The 19,749-nt window shown below is 65.0% G+C and carries 24 protein-coding genes and 1 pseudogene; 5 read left to right on the forward strand and 20 right to left on the reverse strand.

The window, feature by feature from the left end:
• Positions 1–7 precede the first annotated feature (7 nt).
• Together BP05_RS15120 and BP05_RS15125 are read right to left on the reverse strand one after the other, a co-directional pair.
• On the reverse strand, positions 8–646 hold the full coding sequence (locus BP05_RS15120; protein ID WP_496364929.1) for an exopolysaccharide biosynthesis protein: 639 nt from the start codon (positions 644–646) through the stop codon (positions 8–10).
• Positions 630–1,958 (reverse strand): hemolysin family protein, encoded by a 1,329-nt coding sequence (locus BP05_RS15125; protein WP_496364931.1) that lies wholly within the window; start codon positions 1,956–1,958, stop codon positions 630–632. Before BP05_RS15125 ends, BP05_RS15120 begins: the two co-directional genes overlap by 17 nt.
• 306 nt (positions 1,959–2,264) lie before the next feature.
• Between BP05_RS15125 and BP05_RS15130 the strand changes: the two genes are divergently transcribed.
• Both BP05_RS15130 and BP05_RS15135 read left to right on the forward strand, forming a co-directional pair.
• On the forward strand, positions 2,265–2,891 hold the full coding sequence (locus BP05_RS15130) for a DUF47 domain-containing protein (RefSeq protein WP_496364933.1): 627 nt from the start codon (positions 2,265–2,267) through the stop codon (positions 2,889–2,891).
• A gap of 10 nt (positions 2,892–2,901) precedes the next feature.
• Complete coding sequence (locus BP05_RS15135; RefSeq protein ID WP_496364935.1) at positions 2,902–4,023, forward strand: inorganic phosphate transporter; 1,122 nt, start codon at positions 2,902–2,904, stop codon at positions 4,021–4,023.
• A gap of 67 nt (positions 4,024–4,090) precedes the next feature.
• Here BP05_RS15135 and BP05_RS15140 read toward each other — a convergent pair whose 3' ends face one another.
• Complete coding sequence (locus BP05_RS15140) at positions 4,091–4,501, reverse strand: type III secretion system chaperone family protein (RefSeq protein ID WP_496364937.1); 411 nt, start codon at positions 4,499–4,501, stop codon at positions 4,091–4,093.
• Positions 4,502–4,578: 77 nt separating this feature from the next.
• Between BP05_RS15140 and BP05_RS15145 the strand changes: the two are divergent.
• The 3 genes and pseudogenes from BP05_RS15145 to BP05_RS15155 form a co-directional block, all read left to right on the forward strand.
• Positions 4,579–4,911, forward strand: a pseudogene (locus BP05_RS15145) (MGMT family protein); the annotation flags it as partial.
• A gap of 154 nt (positions 4,912–5,065) precedes the next feature.
• Positions 5,066–5,728 carry a rhomboid family intramembrane serine protease gene (locus BP05_RS15150; RefSeq protein WP_496364939.1) on the forward strand — a complete coding sequence of 221 codons (663 nt, stop codon included), beginning with the start codon at positions 5,066–5,068 and terminating at the stop codon, positions 5,726–5,728.
• Between the two features lie 14 nt (positions 5,729–5,742).
• Positions 5,743–6,663: a hypothetical protein gene (locus tag BP05_RS15155; RefSeq protein WP_496364941.1), complete on the forward strand. Its 921-nt coding sequence runs from the start codon at positions 5,743–5,745 to the stop codon at positions 6,661–6,663.
• A 46-nt stretch (positions 6,664–6,709) separates the two neighbouring features.
• Here BP05_RS15155 and BP05_RS15160 read toward each other — a convergent pair whose 3' ends face one another.
• The 17 genes from BP05_RS15160 to BP05_RS15240 all read right to left on the reverse strand — a co-directional run bounded on the left by BP05_RS15160 (position 6,710) and on the right by BP05_RS15240 (position 18,812).
• Positions 6,710–8,758, reverse strand: coding sequence for a M13-type metalloendopeptidase (locus BP05_RS15160; protein WP_496364943.1), 2,049 nt, complete (start codon positions 8,756–8,758; stop codon positions 6,710–6,712).
• Between the two features lie 190 nt (positions 8,759–8,948).
• Positions 8,949–11,021, reverse strand: coding sequence for a M13 family metallopeptidase (locus BP05_RS15165; RefSeq protein ID WP_496364995.1), 2,073 nt, complete (start codon positions 11,019–11,021; stop codon positions 8,949–8,951).
• Between the two features lie 283 nt (positions 11,022–11,304).
• Complete coding sequence (locus tag BP05_RS15170; protein WP_496364945.1) at positions 11,305–11,985, reverse strand: YoaK family protein; 681 nt, start codon at positions 11,983–11,985, stop codon at positions 11,305–11,307.
• A gap of 72 nt (positions 11,986–12,057) precedes the next feature.
• A complete protein-coding gene (locus BP05_RS15175) occupies positions 12,058–12,606 on the reverse strand; it encodes a GNAT family N-acetyltransferase (protein WP_496364947.1) in 549 nt (182 codons plus the stop codon).
• A gap of 22 nt (positions 12,607–12,628) precedes the next feature.
• Complete coding sequence (locus BP05_RS15180; protein WP_496364949.1) at positions 12,629–12,988, reverse strand: hypothetical protein; 360 nt, start codon at positions 12,986–12,988, stop codon at positions 12,629–12,631.
• An 85-nt stretch (positions 12,989–13,073) separates the two neighbouring features.
• A complete protein-coding gene (locus tag BP05_RS15185) occupies positions 13,074–13,580 on the reverse strand; it encodes a hypothetical protein (RefSeq protein ID WP_496364950.1) in 507 nt (168 codons plus the stop codon).
• An 83-nt stretch (positions 13,581–13,663) separates the two neighbouring features.
• A complete protein-coding gene (locus BP05_RS15190) occupies positions 13,664–14,050 on the reverse strand; it encodes a hypothetical protein (RefSeq protein WP_496364952.1) in 387 nt (128 codons plus the stop codon).
• A 208-nt stretch (positions 14,051–14,258) separates the two neighbouring features.
• On the reverse strand, positions 14,259–14,663 hold the full coding sequence (locus BP05_RS15195) for a VOC family protein (protein ID WP_496364954.1): 405 nt from the start codon (positions 14,661–14,663) through the stop codon (positions 14,259–14,261).
• A gap of 48 nt (positions 14,664–14,711) precedes the next feature.
• A complete protein-coding gene (locus BP05_RS15200; protein ID WP_496364956.1) occupies positions 14,712–15,185 on the reverse strand; it encodes an SRPBCC family protein in 474 nt (157 codons plus the stop codon).
• 93 nt (positions 15,186–15,278) lie between these two features.
• Positions 15,279–15,632 (reverse strand): DUF3147 family protein, encoded by a 354-nt coding sequence (locus tag BP05_RS15205; RefSeq protein ID WP_496364958.1) that lies wholly within the window; start codon positions 15,630–15,632, stop codon positions 15,279–15,281.
• Positions 15,633–15,721: 89 nt separating this feature from the next.
• Positions 15,722–16,210 carry a TspO/MBR family protein gene (locus tag BP05_RS15210; protein ID WP_496364960.1) on the reverse strand — a complete coding sequence of 163 codons (489 nt, stop codon included), beginning with the start codon at positions 16,208–16,210 and terminating at the stop codon, positions 15,722–15,724.
• 191 nt (positions 16,211–16,401) lie between these two features.
• Positions 16,402–16,650: a hypothetical protein gene (locus BP05_RS15215; RefSeq protein ID WP_496364961.1), complete on the reverse strand. Its 249-nt coding sequence runs from the start codon at positions 16,648–16,650 to the stop codon at positions 16,402–16,404.
• Between the two features lie 294 nt (positions 16,651–16,944).
• Complete coding sequence (locus BP05_RS15220; protein WP_496364963.1) at positions 16,945–17,265, reverse strand: hypothetical protein; 321 nt, start codon at positions 17,263–17,265, stop codon at positions 16,945–16,947.
• 101 nt (positions 17,266–17,366) lie between these two features.
• Entirely contained in the window at positions 17,367–17,672 is a 306-nt protein-coding gene (locus BP05_RS15225) for a hypothetical protein (protein ID WP_496364965.1), read from the reverse strand.
• Positions 17,673–17,727: 55 nt separating this feature from the next.
• Positions 17,728–17,952, reverse strand: coding sequence for a hypothetical protein (locus BP05_RS15230; protein ID WP_496364967.1), 225 nt, complete (start codon positions 17,950–17,952; stop codon positions 17,728–17,730).
• Between the two features lie 107 nt (positions 17,953–18,059).
• A complete protein-coding gene (locus BP05_RS15235; RefSeq protein WP_496364969.1) occupies positions 18,060–18,446 on the reverse strand; it encodes an MAPEG family protein in 387 nt (128 codons plus the stop codon).
• A gap of 99 nt (positions 18,447–18,545) precedes the next feature.
• Positions 18,546–18,812 (reverse strand): YciI family protein, encoded by a 267-nt coding sequence (locus BP05_RS15240; protein WP_496364971.1) that lies wholly within the window; start codon positions 18,810–18,812, stop codon positions 18,546–18,548.
• Positions 18,813–19,749 lie beyond the last annotated feature (937 nt).

A 19,749-nucleotide genomic window follows, 5' to 3' on the forward strand; every position in this document is an offset into this window, starting at 1 on the left:
CGCGGGGTCAGATCAGCAGGTCGACCCAGCGCGTGGCGGCCGATGCCAGGCTGCCCGACAACACCCCGAACACCGCGATCGCAGCCACGCTGGCCACCCAGGCTGTCGCCAGCAGCCGGCCGTCGCGTTCCAGCAGCGCGAGCGCGAACAGCAGCAGCAACAATGCGAAAAGCACGTTGGTGAAAGGAATCGGCAGCGACAGCAGCAGGCCCAGCAGCACCAGGTTGAGGCCGGTGAAAGCGCTGGCGACCGGATGGTCGAGCAGCACGTGCGTGCGCGGCTTCACCACGCGCTCGAGGCGCGCCAGCCAGGGCCCCAACCGGTTGCGGAACGTCGCCATGGCATCCCGATGGGGACCGCGACGCCCGAGGAAGGCCGGCAGCCAAGGTTCGTTGCGACCGAACAACAGTTGCACCCCCACCAGGACCACGAGCGGACCGCTGATCACGCCGGCGATCCCGGGAATGAAGGCCGTCGGAATCGACAGGAATAGCAGCATGCCGAAGGCGCGTTCCTCGAGACCGCCGAGAACGTCGTCCAGGCGGATGATCTCGGCGGGGTCGCCTTCAGCGAACCGATCGAGCAGCACGCGGGTGCTGGCTTCCGGGGCTTCGGCCGGGCGGCCGCGCTCAATCGGTGGCGTCATCGTCGTGGCGTTCCTCGTCCCCGGCTTCGCGTTGCAGCAGCAGCTTGTCGATGCGTGGGCCGTCCAGGTCGACGACCTCGATGCGCCAGCCATCCCATTGGAAGTGCTCGCCCACGTGCGGGATGCGACCGAAATGCGCGATCACCATGCCCGCGGCGGTATGGAAGTCGTGTTCCTCCTCGCCGGGCAGTCCGCGGCCGCCGAGCAGCTCGCGCAGGTCTTCCAGCGGCAACGCCCCGTCGAGGTACCACGAGCCGTCCTCGCGCTGCACCACCGGCGGTTCGTGCTGGGCATCCTCGTCGGACTGGCTGTCGTAGATGCGGCCCATGACCGCGCCCATCAGGTCGTTGACGGTGACCAGGCCGCTGACATCGCCGTATTCGTCGACCACGAGCGCGAAGGACTGCTGCTCCTCGCGGAAGATCTCAAGCAGTTTCAGCGCGTGCGTCGACTCGGAGACGAAGAGCGCTTCGCGCAGTTCGCCGAACAGGTCGGGATCGGCGCGCCCGAGCGTGTCCAGGAGCGTCTTAACCTCGAGCACGCCGAGGACGTCGCTGTCGCTGCCGCGATACACCGGATAGCGCGAATACGCGTGCTCGCGCATGGTCGCCAGGTTCTCCTCGAGGCTGGCGGCCGCATCCAGCCAGACGATGCGCACGCGCGGCGTCATCAGGCTTTCCGCGGTGCGGTCGCCCAGGCTTAGCACGCGGTTCATCATCTTGCGCTCGTCGGCGTCGATCACGCCCTGCTCGTGGCTTTCGCTGACCAGCAGGCGGATTTCCTCTTCCGTTACGCGTTCGTCGCTGCCGCCGCCCAAACCGATCAGGCGCATCACGGTGCGCGTGCACCACGTCAATGCCATGACGAACGGCTTGGCCACCTTGGCGAAGAAATCCATCGGATAGGCGACGGCCGCGGCGATCTGCTCCGGGCGCAGCGTGCCGATGCGCTTGGGCACCAGTTCGCCGATGAGGCCGAATGCGAAGAGCATCAGCAGGAAGCCACCGGCGAACCCGATCTGGCCGGCGTAGGGGGCCAGCAGTGGCACGTTGCGCAGCGGCGCGGCGATCTCGTCGCCCATGGACTCGCCGCCGAAGTAGCCGATCAACAGGCTCAACAGGGAGATCCACAACTGCACCGCGGACAGGAAGCTCTCCGGATGCTCCGACAGTTCCAGCGCCTTGGCCGCACGGCGGCTGCCCAGCGCCATCTGCTTGAGACGGCTCTTGCGGGAGGTCATCACCGCCATCTCCGACATCGCGAAGAAGGCGTTGAACAGGATCAGGGCGGCGACGATCAGGAAACGCAGCATCCGGGCCGGTCCATGGAAGGGAGGTCAGCGCTCACGAGCGCGGCGGGGGCCAGCGGGCAGGGGGCAGGTACCGGGAACCGCGGTTTTGGGTCGTCGTCCATCGTGGAGGCGGCAGGGAAGGCGGGGGAATGTTAACAGCCGGGCGGGACCGCCCCGGCTGGGGCCATGCTGCAGTGGGGGCCGCGATGGCGGCGTACAAGGCGATCGCCACTGGTCGGGGAATGGCCGAAAGCGTCATGGAGCCGTCATAATCGCGCCCGCCGATCCGGCCCCCTCCTGACTCCGCCTAACCGACGAGGCTTCCGCATGTTCTCCCTGCAAACCATTTTCGGCCAAGGCATGCAGTTCTATACGCTGCTGGAAGCGGCGGCGAACGCGGCGCACGACAGCACCAAGGCGCTGCACGGAATGCTCAAGGACACCCAGCGCTCGCCCTCGCTGGACGCCTTCAAGCTGGCCCGCCAGCGCGAGCGCGAGGCCTCGGACAAGATCAGCCAGGAGCTGGTCAACAGCTTCATCACCCCGATCGAGCGCGAAGACATCGAGGCGCTCGGCACCGCCCTGTACAAGATTCCCAAGCAGGTCGAGAAGTTCGCCGACCGCTATTCGCTGGCGCTCACCCACCTGGAAGGCATCGACTTCGCCCCGCGCGCGGCCATGCTCGAGCAGGCGGCAGCCGTCGTGGTGAAGATGGTCCACGAGCTGCGCGAGATGAAGCTCGAACGCATGAAGGCGCTCAACGATCAGTTGCGCTCGATCGAGATGGAGGCGGACCGCCTGATGCTCGAGCTGTACCGCGACATCTATTCGGGCAAGCTCGACCACCTGCAGATGTTCCTGCTCAAGGAGTTCTTCGAAATCCTGGAAAAGGCCATCGACCGCTGCCGCGAAGCCGGCGTGGTCGCCTACGAAATCGTGCTGAAGAACAGCTGAGGCGCCGGTCATGCTGACCCTTCTGCTCGTCGTCATCGTATTGGCGCTGGCGTTCGAGTTCATCAACGGTTTCCACGACACCGCCAACTCCATCGCCACCGTGGTCGCCACCAAGGTCCTCTCGCCCGGGCAGGCGGTGATCCTCGCGGCGGCGATGAACCTCATCGGCGCGTTCTGGGGCACCGCGGTCGCCAAGACGATCTCGTCGGGCCTGATCAATACCGACGTGGTCGAGGTCACCTCGCAGGTGATCATCTGCGCGCTCTCGGGCGCGATCGTCTGGAACCTGATCACCTGGTGGCGCGGCCTGCCGTCGTCGTCGTCGCACGCCCTGATCGGCGGCCTGTGCGGCGCCGCCATGGCTGCGGCGCACAACGACTGGGCCGCCCTGATCTGGTCGAAGGTCGGCGATGAAGGCTGGACCTCCAACAAGGGCATCCTGTGGAAGGTGCTCGTGCCGATGGTGAGCTCGCCGGTCGCGGGCTTCCTGCTCGGCCTGCTCATCCTGGGGCTGCTGTACGCGATCATCGCCGGCATGAAGCGCGCCGGCGGGGCGCTGGCGCGCGCCGCGCGGCCGCGCTGGGTCAACGCGTTCTTCGGCAAGGCGCAGCTGGTGTCGGCCGGCTACATGGGCTTCGCCCACGGCACCAACGATGCGCAGAAGACCATGGGCATCATCGCGCTGGCGATCTTCGGCGCGCAGAGCGCCGGCGCGCTGGACAACCTGCCGTCGTGGCTCGGCTTCCTGCACCCGGGCGGCGGGGAAAAGGACATCGACAGCTGGATCGTCGTGACCTGCGCCCTGGTGATGGCGGCCGGCACCGCCGCCGGCGGCTGGCGGATCATCAAGACCCTCGGCCACAAGATGGTCAAGCTGCATCCCATCGACGGCTTCGCGGCCGAATCCGCATCGGCCACGATCCTGGTCACGGCTGCGCACTTCGGAATGCCGGTGTCGACCACGCACAGCATTTCCACCGCGATCATGGGCGTGGGCTTCGGCAAGAATCCGCGCAAGCTCAAGCTGACCGTGGTCGAGCGCATCGTCTGGGCCTGGATCCTCACCATTCCCGCCGCGGGTGGTGTCGCCTACGGCCTGTTCAAGCTGGTCGAGGCGATGGGCTGGTCGTGACCGGTCGCCGCCCGTAACGAAAAAAGGCCCGCATCGCGGGCCTTTTTCTTTGGCGACGCGCCGTGTGTCAGAGCAGGTCGCCACCTGCGGACATCATGCGCTCCATGCGGTCGCCCAGACCGCCGATCTCGAGCACCAGGCGGTCGACCTCGGCGGCATCGAGGCCCTCGTACGGGCGGTTCTCGATGAGCTGCAGGTACGGCACGCCATCGAGATCGCCGATCGCCAGGTAACCGACGACGCTTTGCCAGTTGAATGCCAGCGCACGCTTGGCATCCATGCCGGTGGTCGGGGAAACGGCGGTGCTGACGCGCAGGTACGGCCGGCCGTCGTCGTCGTCGAGTTCCGAAAGGAAGATCGACTGGTGCCGGGTTCCCTTTTCCAGCGACAGTTCGATGCAGATCACGTCCCCCTCGTGCAGGGTCGCGTTGTAACCGGCGGTCTTGACGTGTCGGCGGATGGAATCGAAGTTGCGCACGGGAAAGCTCCTTGCTGGGACTGGCTGCAGCGGCACCGGCAGGTATCGCGGGGGACAGCGGCGGCTATGCTACCGCGATGGAAGTGGACGCAACCAAACGCATCCTCGCGGCGATCCGCGCGATCCCGAAGGGGCAGGTGGCCGGATACGGCGAAGTGGCGCGCCGCGCCGGACTGCCCGGACGCGCGCGCCTGGTCGCGAAGTTGCTGAGCGGGAACGAGGATCGCAAGCTGCCCTGGCACCGGGTGCTGCGCGCGGACGGTCGCATTGCGTTTCCGGAAGGCTCTGAAGGTTGGCGTGAACAGAGTGCGAGGCTGCGCGCCGAAGGCGTGACCGTCGAGAATGGCCGCGTGCGCGGCCTGCGTGCGGCCGCGACGCCCGAGGAGGCGCTGGATGCGGCCCTGTGGGGCGCGCCGCTGCCGCCATCCAGGCGTCCACCGGCAAAGGCCGGCGCCGCCAGGAAGCCCGCGGCGCGCCGCTGAGGCGGTTGCCGCTCCGGGCGGACGCGGTGACGCGGCGAGCGTCGCGATCCCGTTACCATGGCGCATCCCCCGAGGTGCCCCGATGTTCTCCCGACTTCCCCCCGTTACCAAGGGCCTGTTGATCGCGAACGGCCTGATGTTCCTGTTGCAGCAAGTACTGGGCGATGAGCAGTTTTCCGTGCTGGCATTGTGGCCGGTCGGTATCGACGGCGATCCCTTCTCGCAGGGATTCATGCCGTGGCAGTTGCTCACCTATGCGTTCCTGCACGGCAGCTTCCCGCATATCGCATTCAACATGCTCACCCTGGCGATGTTCGGCTCGCAGGTCGAGTATGTCTGGGGCGCCAAGCGCTTCCTCAACTACTACCTGGTGTGCGTCGCGGGTGCGGCGGTGTGCCAGTTGCTGGTGGGCTGGTGGACGCTGTCGCAAGGTGGCGAGGCCTATCCAACGCTGGGCGCTTCCGGTGGCATCTTCGGCCTGCTGCTGGCCTACGGGATGATGTTCCCCAACCAGCGCGTGATGCTGCTGTTTCCGCCGATCCCGATGAAGGCGCGGACGCTTGTCATCCTCTACGCGGTGGCGGAACTGCTGTTCGGCTTGAATGGCTGGCAGCCCGGTGTCGCCCATTTCGCACACCTGGGCGGCATGTTGTTCGGATGGCTGTTGCTGCGCTACTGGAGCGGCAAGCCGCCGTTCGGACGCGGTCCACGACGTCGCACGGCCAGGTTCCGGGTGGTCAAGTGAGGCTAGCGAGTGCCTTGAAGCACGTGCTGCTGATGTCGGTATTGCTGCTGCCTTCCGGGATTGCCCACGCCGGTGAATCCGAGCCGGCGTGCGATGCCGATTTGACGGACGCATCGATCCTGGACGCCTATGACACCAATGCGGCCATGCCGCAAAGGCAAAGGGCCGTCCAGTACCTGATCGATGTCGCGCCCCGTTGCGCAGTGGGCGGGTACTCGGCCGGGCAGCTCTATCGGCACGGAGACAGGCTGCCGGGGAACCTGTTGGCCAGGGATTCCGAAAAGGCGCAGCAGCTGATCCGCGCATCCGCCGAGAACGGCTACTTGTTCGCGTATGCGGACCTGGTGGAAATGGCCCTCGCCGAAGGGCGGACGCGCGAGGCGATGCAGTGGACCCAGGTCTACCTGTATTTCGTCGTGCACCACAGCGAGAAGTTCGATCGCGCGAGTGGCAGCTTTACCCGTTCGGGCTACAACGGCGATCTGCTGGCGCGTGCGCTACTGGCGTGGCGTGCTGCCAAGCCCCGGCTGGAACAGACGCTGATCAAGGATGATCTCAACGACTATCTGCGCGGACACGAAGCGACGGTAGCCGAGCGGCTCCGTGCCCACGAGGCGGCAGCCATCAAGGTTGGAACGCCAACATCCGGGGAAAGCGAGAAGTTGCGGGTGGTGGCGGTGAAAGGCGGTTGCGACATGGACCTTGGCAGCGTGAGTTCCGCGTATGCCACGTACCTGGTCGAAGTCCAGCCCAGCGGCTCCGTCAGCCGCGTCGTGCTGGAGAATTTTTCGCCAACCGCCGAAGCCGCGATGCGCCTACGCAAGTGCGCGCAGGTCTACACATTCGGATCATTCAAGGGAAGCAGGGCGCAGGTGGCTCGCATACCCGTGATCTACGGATTCCCCGGCGGTCCAAGCCTCAGGGTCCGTAAGTAGAACGCGTCGGCAGGACACGCCGGCGCATCGGCTGATCGGCGAACGCCTACTTGCTGGCCGGTCCAGCAGGCACCGAGCCCGGCCACAGCTCAACGCGCTGCTCGGCCTTCGCCTGCATCGCGGTCCCCGCCTTGCAGCCGAAGGCATCGCCGAAGCCGCCCAGGTTGTACAGCGGTCCATTGACCCGCCATTGCCCGGGCGCGTAGACGCCGCTCGCCGCATGTTGGGCTGCGGCCTCCGGGCTCAGTTGCTGCGCCCACAGTCGTGCCCAACCGCTGAAGAACGCCTGGCGTGCATCCTTGGGCGCGGCAGGCTGCGCGGCGTTGAATGCATTCCACGCGAGCTCCACGCCGGCCTGGTCGGCGATGGCCACGTCGCGGACCCGGGCGCCGCTGACCCTGGTTCCGGCGACGGGAACCGGGTAGCTGGAATACTGCGCCGCGACGCGGTTACGGAGCGCATCCCACGCCGCCGTCTCGACTGGCGTCCACCAGTCGCGGAGTTCCTCCTTCGCATCCACCAGACGCCCCTTGTTGTCGACGGCGTGGCTCAGTTCACGGCCGGCGAGGGCGCCGAACGAACCGTACTGCGCCGCGACGCCGTCGCCGATGGCGAACACGGGCGGTTGCAGCACCGCCGCGGTGACGATCAGGCGATTGCCGGCAATGTCGTAGGCCAGGGCCGGTTGCTGCGGCAGCACGTCCCAGCGCCGGTCGGCATTGCCGCGGCCGATGCGCTTCATCTCCTCGCGGTGATGCCAGGTCGACGCGATGAGCATGTTGCTGCCGAAGCTGCCGCGGCCCATCGGCTGCACGGTGTAATCCAGGTCGCGCCGGGGCGCGCCGATCTCGATCTTCAGTCCGGCGAGCTTGGCCTTCGCTTCGGCCTTGGCCGGTTCGCCCAGCCGCGGGTCGGTGGCGATCGCGGCGTCGAGCGCCTTCAGGACATTGCCGGCGATTTCCTCCGCACGCGAACGCGTATCGGCGGTCAGGTTGCGGGCGACGTACTCGTGTCCGAGCATCGGGCCGGCGGCGAGGTTGATCGCATCCAGCACCAGCTGCTGTCGCGACGGTGGCACCGCTTGGCCTGCCAGCACGCGCCCGCGGAAATCGAAGTTCGCCTCGCGCCACGGCTTGGCCATGTACGGCGCCATCGCGTCGCCGACGCGCCAGCGCAGGTAGGTCTTCCATTGCGCCGGCTTGAGCGTGCCGACGAGCTTGTCGAGCTGGGTGAACAGTTGCGGGTTGGCGATCGACACCGCGTCGTCGTTCACGCCCTGCGCCTTGAGGAATTCGGCCAGCTGCAGCTTGCGATACGCCTTGCCTAGTCCGGCGACGGGCACGGGCGCATAGTTTGCGCGTGGATTGCGCAGGTCGACCAGCGGCCGGCTTGCCTGGGCGATGCGCGATTCCAGGTCGATGACCTGCTGCGCTTCCGCGGCGACCTTGTCCGCCGGCGTGCCGGTCAGCGCGAGGATCTTCTGCACGTAGCCGTTGTAGAGCGCGAGCAGCTTGCGGGTGTCGGCGTCGGCCCGGGTGTAGTAGGCAGGATCCGGCAGGCCAAGCCCGCCCTGGCTGAAGTAGCCGATGTGGCGATTCAGGTCGTTGAGGTCGACGTCGGCGCCGAAGTTGAAGGCGACCGGAATGCCGACCTGGTGCAGCGCCGCGATCGACGCGGCGACGTCGGCGGGCTTCCTGATCGCATTGATCCGTCCCAGCAGTGGCGCGATCGGATTGGCGCCATCGCGCTCGACGGCGGCTTCGTCCAGGCCGCTTGCCCAGAAGTCGCCGAGCAGCTTCTGCACATCGCCGCGAGGCGCGGTCATGGCCGCGTTGAGCAGGTCGATCTGCTGTTCGCGGGCGCGGTCGCTGAGCTGTTCCATCGCCGACAGCGAGGAAACTCCAGGCAGCAGCAGGTTGGATTTCAGCCAAGTGCTGTTCGCGTAGGTGTAGAAGTCGCTGCATGCGCTCGCAGCAGCGGGAGCGGTCGATGCCTTGGACTTGGTTTTCTTCTTCGCCGCCTGCGCATCGGCTGCGGCGGCGCCGGCGATCAGGGTGATGAGCAGGGCACAGGCAAGCGGTCGTGAAGAGGGCATCGCCGAGTCCGGTGGGGCGGGGCGGGCGAGTGTAGCAAGCGACCTGCGAACGGCATGACGACGCGCGAATCGCGGAAGAAAGCCCATGCAGCAGGCAAAAAAGAAGGCCCGGACGACGAGGTGCCGGGCCTTCGGGTCGGCCGCCGGAGTCCGGCGGCCCAGCCTTCATGCGATCAACGGATCGCGGTGATCACCAGATGACGACCTGCTTGTCGCCCTCACGCACCATCGGCTGGCCGGGCTTGCACGAGAACGCCGCGGCGAACGCCGGCAGGTTCGACGGCGCGCCGACCGCGCGGAAGTTGGCCGGTGCGTGCTCGTCCGTGGTGATGCGCGTCTCCAGCTCCTGCGGCGTGAAGTTGCGGCGCCACACCGTCGCCCAGTTGAGGAAGAAGCGCTGGTCGCGGGTCAGGCCGTCGGTCTTCGGATCCGGCTTGCCCGCCGTGGCCTTGAGCATCGCGTCGTACGCCGTGGCGAGGCCGCCCAGGTCGGCGATGTTCTCGCCGAGCGTGTGCTTGCCGTCGACATTCAACGCCGGCGTCGCCTTGTAGCCGTCGAACTGGGCGATCAGCTTGTCGGTGCGGCCGCTGAACGCCTTGGCGTCGGCCGGCGTCCACCACACCTCGAAGTTGCCGGTCGGTCCGAAGCGGCTTCCCTGGTCGTCGTAGCCGTGCGTCATCTCGTGGCCGATCACCGCGCCGATGCCGCCGTAGTTCATTTCATCCGATGCATTCGGATCGAAGAACGGCGGCTGCAGGATCGCGGCCGGGAACACGACCTCGTTGAGCGACGGGTTGTAGTAGGCATTCACCATCTGCGGCGGCATGCCCCACTCGGTGCGGTCGACCGGCTTGCCGATCTTGCCCAGGTCCCACTTGTAGTTGAACTCGTTCACCGCGAGGACGTTGCCGATGTAGCTGTCGCGCGCGGTGTCCAGGCCGGTCCAGTCGCGCCACTTGTCGGGGTAGCCGATCTTCGGAGTGAAGGCGGCCCATTTCTCCAGCGCCTTCTTCTTGGTCTCGTCGCTCATCCAGTCGAGCTTCTCGATGCGGCCCTTCAGCGCTTCGCGCAGGTTCTGCACGAGGGTTTCCATGCGCGCCTTCGACTCGGCCGGGAACGCGACCTTGACGTACAGCTGGCCCATGGTTTCGCCGGCCTGGGCTTCGATCAGGTCGAGCACGCGCTTGCCGCGCTCCTTGAGCTCCTTCTGGCCGCGCATCGTCTTGTTGTAGAACTCGAAGTTCTCCTGGACGAAGGCGTCGGACAGGTACGGCGACGCGGTGTCGACGGTGCGGTAGCGCAGGTAGCTCTGCCAGGTCGCCGGCGACACGTCATCGAGCATCCGGCTGACTTCGGCGTGGAAGGACGGAATGGCCAGCGAGAACATCTTCGGCGCGGCCAGGCCCTGCGAGTCGAAGAACTTGCTCCACGGGAAGTTCGGCGAGACCTTGTCGGCCTCGGCCAGGGTGACCGGGTGATAGAACAGCTCGGCGTCACGCGACAGTTCGGCGCGCGACTTCGATGCCTTCGCCAGGCGCGTCTCGAAAGCGACCACGTCCTTGGCCTGCTTGGCGGCATCGGCGGCGGCGACGCCCGACAGCTCCAGCACCTTGGCGACGTGCTGCTCGTACGCGGCGAGCTTTTCCTTCTGCTTGGGATCGGTGTAGTAGGTCGAATCCGGCAGGCCCAGACCGCCCTGGAAGGCGGTGGCAATGTTCATCGACGAGTCCTTGAAGTCCGGCGACGAACCGAAGCCGAACAGCACGTTCTCGCCCTTGGCGGCGCTGGTGCGCAGGTAGTCGGCCACCTTGTCCTTGCTGTCGAGCGCGGCGATCGCGTCCAGGCGCGACTTCAGCGGCGCGATGCCCTGCGCGTTGATCTTCTCCGCGTCCATGCCGGTGGCGAACAGGTCGCCGACGATCTTCTCGACGCCGGTGGCGCTCGTCTTCGCCGCGGCCTGCTCGGCGAGCTGGCGCTGCACGGCCTTGGAGCGCTCGCCGAGCATTTCGAACGAACCCCACGAGGTGCGGTCGCCCGGGATCGCGTTCGCCGCCAGCCACTTGCCGTTGGCATAGCCGTTGAAGTCGACGCAGGCGTCCTTCGCGGTATCCAGGTCGCCCAGGGTGAAGCGGTTCACCGGCGGCAGCTTGCTTTCATCGAGCGTGAACGGTGCCTCCGCGGTGGCGGCGGTCTCGGTCTTGGCGGCTTCCTCCTTCTTCGCGCAACCGGTGAGGGCGGCGGCGATGGCGAGGGGAAGGATCAGCAGGGACGACTTGGTACGGGGTGCTTTCACGAATTCTCCTGCCCGGAGGGCATGGCTGTGGTGGCGGCGCCGGAGGCGACAGGAGACTCTATCGCCTCCGCGCGTGCGGTTCCGGTGTCGAAGGTCATGGCGATCGGGGCGGCCCGCTCCCGGGCCGTGCCGGCAGGCCCCGACTGCGGATCGATGCGAGGCCCCGCTCGCAGGGCGCAGGTTGGATGAACGGGAGGGGGCGGCATCGGCCGCGAGGTGCCCATCCATTGGATGAGCAAGCAGCCCGGAAGCGTCAGGGATTGGCCTGCGTGGGCGCGGACTTGCGGATGCGGTACAGCCCATAGGCCAGCGACCCGGCCGCGGTCAGCGAGGCCGGCAAGGCGAGGGCGGTGTAGCCGAACCGCTGGAACGTGAGGGCGCCAACCACGCCGCCGCACAGGAACGCGGAAATGACCAGCAGGCACAACCGCAGCCGGCGCGCGTCCACGGGCAGGCCGCGCAAGGCATGTCCGAGGAATATGCCCAGGTCGGTGAACATTCCCGAGACGTGCGTGATGCGGATGACCGCGCCGCTGTAGGTGCTGGCCATGGCATTGAGCAAGCCGCAGGCGACGGCCGCCGTGTACATGCCGGAACCGCTGCCTGCGCGCAGCAGCGGAATGGACGCGAACAACAACAGCGATGCGAGCAGCAGTGCCACTCCGTACCGGCGGCCAAGCTGGAGCGTGCTGTCCTGGATGATGATCCCGCTGATGGCACAGCCCGCGACGAAGGCGAGGATCAGGGCGCCGAAGTGGGCGATGGCGCGTGTGTCCAGTGAAGCGATCGATTGCGCCAGCAACGACGTGTTGCCAGTGAGATGGGTGATCGCCTGGTGCTCGAAGCCCAGCAGGCCGATCACGTTCACGCTGCCCGCGATGAAGGCGAGCATCCAAGCACCGGTCCATACCCACGGCGGGAGCTTGGTGATCATCTCTGGCGGGTAGCCGCCGAGTGCGGCGAAGGGCGGAAGCTAGGCATCGTCGGATTCGGGCAGGATGGACTCTCAGGTACCGAGGATATCGTCCGGCACCAGCGAGTACACGATGGCGGAAGCCGGCTTGCCCTGGAACATGACCCGGTTGCGCGCCTCGACCTCGCGCGTCGCCCCCAGCTTCTCGGCCACCCGGAGGCTGGCCAGGTTGTGCGGGAGCACGACGATCTCAAGCCGGGTGAAGCCCAGCTCCCTGAAGCCCAGCCGCGCGGCGAGTGCCGCGCCGACGCAGGCGACGCCCTTGCCGCGATGTGGCGTGCTCACCCAGTAGCCGATATTGGCCAGGTTGTGGCCCCGGTCGACGTGGCTCAGGCCGGTGCCTCCGAGGAATTCGCCGCGCGTGCTGAAAATCCCCAGCGGAAACTCGCTCTGGTTGGCCCAGGACTCGATCGAGCGGTCGACCCAATTGACCGCGTCCGCAAGGGAATACCCGGCATGGCACCAGGGCAGCCAGTACGAGAGCGAATCGACCGATGCGCGCACGGCCTCGTACAGCGGCAGCGTGTCGCCGGCCGCAAGCGGCCGGACCAGGACGTCTCCGTGGGCGAGGGACAGGTTCATAAAATTGGGGCTCGGCGAGCGATCATTGCTCCCAGCTGAAAGGCGCGCCGATCGTGCGTCCGTCGATGGCCAGCACCGCATCGCGATGGCGCACCGACAGGACAAAGGGCTTCACGCTCGAATGCCCGCCGCAGTGCCGAAGCACGAGCACCTCGCGCCGCGGATCAAACGCTTCGAGGCGCCAGTCGCCCGGCGGCAGCACGATGCCGCGGGCATTTTCGTGGAAGCGGACCGCGGCGATGGTTGACGCGGCATCGTCGCCGACCTCGAAATCGATCCAGAAGCCGCCGCCTTCGAACGATAGGGTCGAAGTCGCCGCCGCAGGGCCGGCGATGCCGCACAACGTGGCCAGGACAAGCATCAGGATAGGTACGCGATTCATGCGGATCTTTCGTTCGTGGATCACGGATGGCGCACTGGCCGGCTTGGGCTTGCAGCGATTGTCACACGCCGCTGGCCTCGCCGGATCAGGCCGGGCCGCGACTCTCGATGTGGTGCAGCGCGGGCCCGATCGGCGAAAGCGACAGGCGCCAGAAGAACGCGCCCAGCAGGCAGAGCAGCAGGATGGCCCAGGCGAACCGGGGCGGCGTCCACGCCTTGATGGGAGGCATGTAAGCCGCAAGCGCCAGTGCCCCGCCCACCACGGTGACCGCATCGAAGCTCGCGCGTTGCCAGTAGCTGCCGCCCAGGTGCAGCCACATGCCGAACTCGTCGAAAGTCAGCGCCAGGCCCACGCCGTAAAGCGCGGCCACCAGGTCGAGCAATCTCCCCGAGGGGTGGGCGAAGAGGAGTATCGCCCCCACGACGGAGAGCAGGAAAATGCCGTAGTTCAGATGGTGGACGTGGGTCCCCCCGAGATGCAGGTAAAGATCGGGTATCGCGCGATCCATGATCAGCAGCACCAGCAACCGCGCGCACACGAACGTGACCACGAAACACATCAGGACGATGCGCTGGAGGTGCTTGGAGCTCACCGGAGGCCTGGGCGGTCTGGTTTGCATCGAGCCTGTCACATTGGTCATCGGAACTGGCCTGGGCGTCGTTCCGCAACTCCGCCTCAGTTGTTCCTGCTCATCCCCAGGTGGACCACGTTGCCGCGGACGCTGGCGAGGTCGACGTAGTACGTGGCGTCCGGCGCCGGCACGACCAGCCTGCGGCCCACCTCAGCCTTGTCGAAGCGATACACGTCGCCCGCTTCCGCCGATACGGTGAGCTTCACCGTGCGGCCTGTTACCCGGTCGACGCGAATCGTGAAGGCGCCGTCGGGTGTGGTGATGGAAGTGCCGGAGCGGACAGCCGTTGGCGCCAGGACGATCGGCGATGACGCCGGCGCGCCTGCGGTCGTGGCTTCCACGTGTTTTCCCGACGGATTGAATCGCGGGTGGCGATTGGCCATCCAGGCGCCAACGGCAACGACAGCGCCGACGCCGAGCAACCAGACCATCCAGTGCGTACGAGACCCGGCCATGTGTATGTCTCCCGCGGGCAGGCCCTCGGCTTGAGTCACACCGCCCGTCGCGACGGTACCTGAGCCTGCGTTCGCGAGCAAAGGTGGCGAAGACAGTTGCGCCGGAGCTAGCGCGCGGACATCAGCGGGCCGGCGAGCGCACGGCGTTGGATTGCATTAACCCGCCATGGGCGTAACCCACAGGTCAGGCGCCCTTGTTCTTGTCATCCCAGAGCATCGGTTCCCACAGTTCGACCTTGTTGCCGTCGGGATCCATGATCCATGCGAACTTGCCGTTTTCGTGCGACTCCGGGCCGCCGACGACCTCGACGCCACCGGCGTGGAGTTGCGCCAGCATCTCGTCGAGGTTGTCGACCCGATAGTTGATCATGAAGGACGAGTCGCTCGGGCTGAACCATTGACTGTCCTTGCCCGCGAGATGCCACACGGTGAGGCCGCGGTCTTCGGCCGTGTCGTCGGGCCATCTGAGGATGGCCCCGCCAAAGGACTCCAACTGCAGGCCCAGGTGCTTCTGGTACCACGCAGCGAGCGCGTCGCGGTCGCCCTTGCACTTCAGGAAGACGCCACCAATTCCCGTGATCTTTGCCATCGTGCCTCCAGATTCGTGGGCCCGTCGGAATTCGAACAGCCGGTTCGGCTAGCTCTGGCGTGAATGGCCGGGTTGCCCCTGCTCGACCGCGGACTTGATGTCGCGCAGGTCTTGCAGGAGCGCCTTCTTCGCCACGCCCTTGAACAACACTCCGACCGGGACGGACACCAATCTTGCAACGATACCTTGCGGCTTGGCCTCGTGCCTGCTGCACAGCGAAATTCCGTCTCTTGCCTCGGCAATGCTGAGGATCGAGGAGTACACGAATCCCTGTTCCTCCGACCGGGTCTCGTAATACTCGTTCTCGACGGCGCCAGTGATCCATTTGTCCGCGCTGGCCGACTTGCCGAACAGCATGCGGGTCTCACGCCATTTCAGTCCCACCAGGCCAGTTGTCGGCCTTTCGAGGATTTCGACGCTCTCGACGCCGCTGATGATCCTGGAAGCGCTATCGACGTCGGTGATCGCGGCCCAGACCGCCGCCCTCGTCCCGCTTATGGTTACCCGTGCTTCGACGATCATGCTGCGCTTCTTGGGGTTGAGGGGTCTGCTTTCCCGCTTGGCTGGAAGTGTCGCCACCGTGCGGCTCCGGCCGCGGAGGCGTGTCTGGCAAGGTTACGGCAACAGCTCGATGCCGAACTGACGGACGACCAGTGCAAACAGGCCAAAGCACAAGACGGTGATGCCAATGCTTGCCAGCATGGTCAGCCAGAAGCCGAGACGGGGCAGGAGTAGCGGGAATGCCAGGAACATCGGCAATGTCGGCAGCACGTACCAGAACGTATACCAGGCATGGTTCGAGATCTTGGCTTGAGGCTGTTTTTCGAGGTACAGCCAAATCAGCGCCAGGAATGTAACCAGCGGCAGAGCGGCGATGAAGCCACCCAGCTTGTCACTCCGCTTTGCCGCTTCGGAAACGATGACCACGACGGCTGCGGTGAGCAGGTATTTGGTGATCAGCCAGCCCATGGTGATATCTCCAAAACGGTCCTGACGCGCGAATCATGCATGGTCACGAAAACGGATTCGGCTTGCATCCATGGTGGTGCATGCACTCGTTACCCGAGAGCCTGAGGATTCAGCTGCCACACGGAGTAATTGAGCATGGAGGCGAAGCCCACCCAAAGAAGATACGGAATAAGCAGCACGCCGGCCAGCGCGCTGACGCGCCAGAACGCAATGAGCGTGGCGACGATGAGCACGACAAGTAAAACGATGTCCGCGAACGCCAGGGCGCCGAAGTGCCAACCGAAGAACAGCCAGCTCCACAGAGCATTGACCGCAAGTTGGAGAAGAAACAGGGTCAGGGCCGCGCGCGCAGCCCGGAATCCTCCCGTTCGCCAGACCAGCCAGGCGGCAATGGCCATGAGCGCGTACAGGACGGTCCACACGGGACCGAACAAGTTGGGCGGCGGCGCCCATTCCGGTCGAGCGAGCCCTGTGTAGAACGGCGCAGCCTGTATTGACGCGGCGCTACCAATTGCGGCGGCCATGAAGCTCACCAAGAGCCAAGCCGCAAATCCGATGATCTGCCTGGACATTGTCACCGCTCACCCTCCCTGCTCTTGCCTGAAATATCGAACTGGGTCGAGTAGCGACCTGGTTCGGATGCCGCTTCACGCCCACGGTGTCGCGCAGGCGGCGCCCGCACAGGCATCGTTCCCCAGCTTGCTCAGCTGCCAGAACCCCCGAAGCCGTTGATAGCCCGGACCACATACGGATTCAACCTGGGGCCATGTCAGGCTTGCCCTCGGCGACTCCCCGAAACCAGCCCTGCCAGGAAGCCGATGCCGGCACCCATGAGTGCGTGGTGGCCCAGCAAGCCTATGGTCGCCCCGACGGCAGCGCCGACGACGCCCAGAAAAAAGACGACAAGCCAACTGAGCGCCCGGGAATCGGATGAGATTTGTCCCGAGCGAACAGCTTGCTGCCGCTGCAGTTCGCCGATGAGCGCGTCCGCCGCGGCTTCAGACTGCTTCGTGTCCATGACTACCTCCCGTGTCTGATTTCCGGGCCGAACCGAGAGAGGCTCGGGCTGGATCATGAATTGTCAGAGCACGCCAGTGACGAACGCGACCAAGCAGAAAAAGAGAGCATCGCCGGGTGCAGTAGTCGTTGGGGAAATTGCCCCCACGCCACGACGCAAGAATTGGAAAGAGTGCAGGGGCGACTAAAGGTCGACCGAGAGGCGAGGCGGATCGTTGCATGGCCATTACTACCGAATGCAGGGCGGTTGAGCGACGGTGCAGGGAATGGATTTCAACTCTGGAATTCGTTGGTTCTACCCGGAAATTGGGAGCGAGAATTTGCGCGTCGTCCGCAAGGGCCAGATCAAGGTGAATTTCGCTCCGCCGACCAGGCGAAAGGCGGCGGAAACACCCCGCACCACGCCGAGCCTCTCTAGAACATCTCTTGCTCGTCGAAAGGAGTGGCGGGGATCAGACGTAAGCATGAACAGGTTGATCTCCTTGGGGCTCACGTCATAGCCCTCCAACTCGACCGAGTTGCCAAGCACCGCCTTGAGCTCGCCTTCAATCGTCGCGAGGAACTCTTCGTTATCCAGCGACTTGCGCCAGAATTTGATGACGAGCTGGTAGTCCATTCGTGCGATTGTAGACCTGACGCGTTGATTGGATTAGGGCGCGCGGTGGCCATCTCCGAGGCTCCCCAACGGCTGCTCGACGCCAGGCCGCGAAGTCATCGTCAGACCCCGGCCGGCGCGAACCAGCCACCGAAACCCCAGATGAGTGTCGTCACGAGAATCGCAACGAAACTCAGGGACGCAAGCACGCCGATTGCCGCAATGACGATGGCCTTCGATCTCGGCGCGGCGAGACGACTGAACATGGCAACAAGCAGGCCTGCCGCCATGGCTCCCAAGGCCATAGGCGCATATCCACCGGACGCGCCGGCAAGGTGAGCATGGATGTACTGGAACAGCGTGGCGCACGCAATGAGGACGCTGCCTACGGCCGCAAAAAGTACATACCAGCGAGCGCGTCTTTCCATGGGTCCAGCGCCTGGATTATCTCAGCCGCCAAGCGGCTTCGGCTTGCATGAATTGTCAGTCCGCCCGCCCGGCGACCGCGCGCATCGGCACTGTGGCCTGGTTGAGGCCCAGCCCAATCAAGGGAATGCAGAACCCAAAGCGAACTGGTGATTGCATCAGTTGATCGAAAATTAGGCACGACAAAGCCACGCCCGAGAATAACACCGTCATGCCAAGCATCACGCGCGTGGTCGAGCCAACTTGCAGGCGCCTCAGTCCGTAAAGCCCGAAGAACAGCATCGGAGTTCCCACTGTCGGCCCGCCATCAAGGTGCAAAGCTCTTCGTTTCCCATGTCTTCACCCTCATCAACTGCGGCTGCCCTGAATTTACGGGCTTCGGTGTATTGTCAGGGCGTGCCCCGGACAAACGCGCCCACCAATGCCGCTAGCAGAAGCGCCAGTATGGGGGCGGTCGACAGCGCGTAACCCACAGCGCGAGACTTGGGTGCGGCCATGTACGCGCGCCAGTAGATGAAACGACCCAGCAGGTAAACCAGGCCTGCGCCGGCCACCAGGGTTTGTGGCCAGTATTTTCCCGCGAGAAACAAGGCGGGCAGAAATGCCACGATTAGCTCCAGGCTGTTCATCTGCACGCGATAAGCGCGCTCGAACATCTCGTGGCCGACGACTGCAGGGGCAGCCACGCCATACTTTGCGCGGGCGCTGCCGACAAGTGCCCCGAAAAAAGTCAACTGAAGCACTGAAAATACCGCCACGATGTCGATGTAGTTCAAGAACGGCTCCAATCAGTGGGAAATGTCTTGAGCGGGACGAGGTCTCAACCAGTCGCGCCGACTGGCCTCGGATGAATGAATTGATGGCCCGCCCAAAAACTAGGCCAGTACCTCATTCCAGTCGATGATGCGCCAGGCGCTGACCACGCCGTTGGTGACAAATGGATCGCCTCGGATGAATTCTTCAGCCGCCTCGCGATGAGTAAAAATTCCTAGCGCACCTTCCGGTGGATTCCCGAGGGGGCCTGCCATGAGCAGGACGCCCCGAGCATGGAACTCGTCCAGCCGTGCGCGGTGAGCCGGAAAGTGCGTCATACCCTTACCGAGCCCATCACCGGAGACCTCATAAAGCATTGCAACCTTCATCGCGCTTCTCCACGTGCCGGTTGTCGAGCCTCGATCATGCCAAGCGACGAGGCGCCTGCTTGGATGAATTCCAGAAATCGACCACGGATCGGATCTTCATGTGAGGCACAACGCCTGAAGCAAGCTGAGCCGCGAGGCTTCGGCTTGAATGAATTGTTAGGCCGCGACACCGACATGGTCCGCGGCCAAGTTGTTTGCCTGTTGCGCGATATCAGTTATGGAGTCGGGTGACTGCTCGTGCCACCACTCTCCTTGCCACTGCGGCGCGCCGCTGCCCCGGATGAACCGTTGGACGCGGAACCCGTCAGAAACGCGATATACGCAGGCAAGTCGGGAGCCATCTCGAGAAACGACAGAAGAAAGTCGCTCCCACGAGTCGGGCACTACCACGTGGAAGTTTGCCCCAGCAATTTCGATAGCGTGCATAGCGGCCTAACGCCTGAATTAAGCCGAGCCGCGAGGCGGCTTCGGCTTGAATGAATTGTTAGGGCTGATGCCCTTGAACGTGAAGTAGAAAGCAGCTGCACTCGCCATCCCCAAGGCGCCAGCCGAAAGTACCCCCTGCAAAAAGTTTGGCCAGCCAGTCGCAGGCGGCCATACTAGGACCGTGCAAGGGGCAGACCCCACGGCGAAGCCGCAGCAAAGGACTTGCCACAGGCCAAACCGGTCAACCCGCATCAAAATCAACATGGCGGGCAATCCGAGACAAACGGAATGAGCCAGTGAAACACAAAAGATCAGTCCAAGTGCCCCAAGTGGAAAGAGTGCGTTGGCACCCATAAGCAGAAAGATGAGCTCAAACAGAACCGTCGGAGCCAAGGCTGCCGCAACCACTGACACTCCGACTGCGATGACATTTCTCATCAGCCCTAACGCCTGAATTAAGCCGAGCCGCGAAGCGGCTTCGGCTTGAATGAATTGTTAGGCGCCATGCCCG

The sequence above is a fragment of the Lysobacter oryzae DSM 21044 genome (assembly GCF_059568595.1).

What these genes read in the sequence shown, in the direction of transcription:
- BP05_RS15120 (WP_496364929.1), bottom strand. Translation starts at nt 646, where the DNA reads ATGACGCCACCGATTGAGCGCGGCCGCCCGGCCGAAGCCCCGGAAGCC.
- BP05_RS15125 (WP_496364931.1), bottom strand. Translation starts at nt 1,958, where the DNA reads ATGCTGCGTTTCCTGATCGTCGCCGCCCTGATCCTGTTCAACGCCTTC.
- BP05_RS15130 (WP_496364933.1), top strand. Translation starts at nt 2,265, where the DNA reads ATGTTCTCCCTGCAAACCATTTTCGGCCAAGGCATGCAGTTCTATACG.
- BP05_RS15135 (WP_496364935.1), top strand. Translation starts at nt 2,902, where the DNA reads ATGCTGACCCTTCTGCTCGTCGTCATCGTATTGGCGCTGGCGTTCGAG.
- BP05_RS15150 (WP_496364939.1), top strand. Translation starts at nt 5,066, where the DNA reads ATGTTCTCCCGACTTCCCCCCGTTACCAAGGGCCTGTTGATCGCGAAC.
- BP05_RS15160 (WP_496364943.1), bottom strand. Translation starts at nt 8,758, where the DNA reads ATGCCCTCTTCACGACCGCTTGCCTGTGCCCTGCTCATCACCCTGATC.
- BP05_RS15170 (WP_496364945.1), bottom strand. Translation starts at nt 11,985, where the DNA reads ATGATCACCAAGCTCCCGCCGTGGGTATGGACCGGTGCTTGGATGCTC.
- BP05_RS15175 (WP_496364947.1), bottom strand. Translation starts at nt 12,606, where the DNA reads ATGAACCTGTCCCTCGCCCACGGAGACGTCCTGGTCCGGCCGCTTGCG.
- BP05_RS15180 (WP_496364949.1), bottom strand. Translation starts at nt 12,988, where the DNA reads ATGAATCGCGTACCTATCCTGATGCTTGTCCTGGCCACGTTGTGCGGC.
- BP05_RS15190 (WP_496364952.1), bottom strand. Translation starts at nt 14,050, where the DNA reads ATGGTCTGGTTGCTCGGCGTCGGCGCTGTCGTTGCCGTTGGCGCCTGG.
- BP05_RS15195 (WP_496364954.1), bottom strand. Translation starts at nt 14,663, where the DNA reads ATGGCAAAGATCACGGGAATTGGTGGCGTCTTCCTGAAGTGCAAGGGC.
- BP05_RS15200 (WP_496364956.1), bottom strand. Translation starts at nt 15,185, where the DNA reads ATGATCGTCGAAGCACGGGTAACCATAAGCGGGACGAGGGCGGCGGTC.
- BP05_RS15205 (WP_496364958.1), bottom strand. Translation starts at nt 15,632, where the DNA reads ATGGGCTGGCTGATCACCAAATACCTGCTCACCGCAGCCGTCGTGGTC.
- BP05_RS15215 (WP_496364961.1), bottom strand. Translation starts at nt 16,650, where the DNA reads ATGGACACGAAGCAGTCTGAAGCCGCGGCGGACGCGCTCATCGGCGAA.
- BP05_RS15220 (WP_496364963.1), bottom strand. Translation starts at nt 17,265, where the DNA reads ATGGACTACCAGCTCGTCATCAAATTCTGGCGCAAGTCGCTGGATAAC.
- BP05_RS15225 (WP_496364965.1), bottom strand. Translation starts at nt 17,672, where the DNA reads ATGGAAAGACGCGCTCGCTGGTATGTACTTTTTGCGGCCGTAGGCAGC.
- BP05_RS15230 (WP_496364967.1), bottom strand. Translation starts at nt 17,952, where the DNA reads ATGCTGTTCTTCGGGCTTTACGGACTGAGGCGCCTGCAAGTTGGCTCG.
- BP05_RS15240 (WP_496364971.1), bottom strand. Translation starts at nt 18,812, where the DNA reads ATGAAGGTTGCAATGCTTTATGAGGTCTCCGGTGATGGGCTCGGTAAG.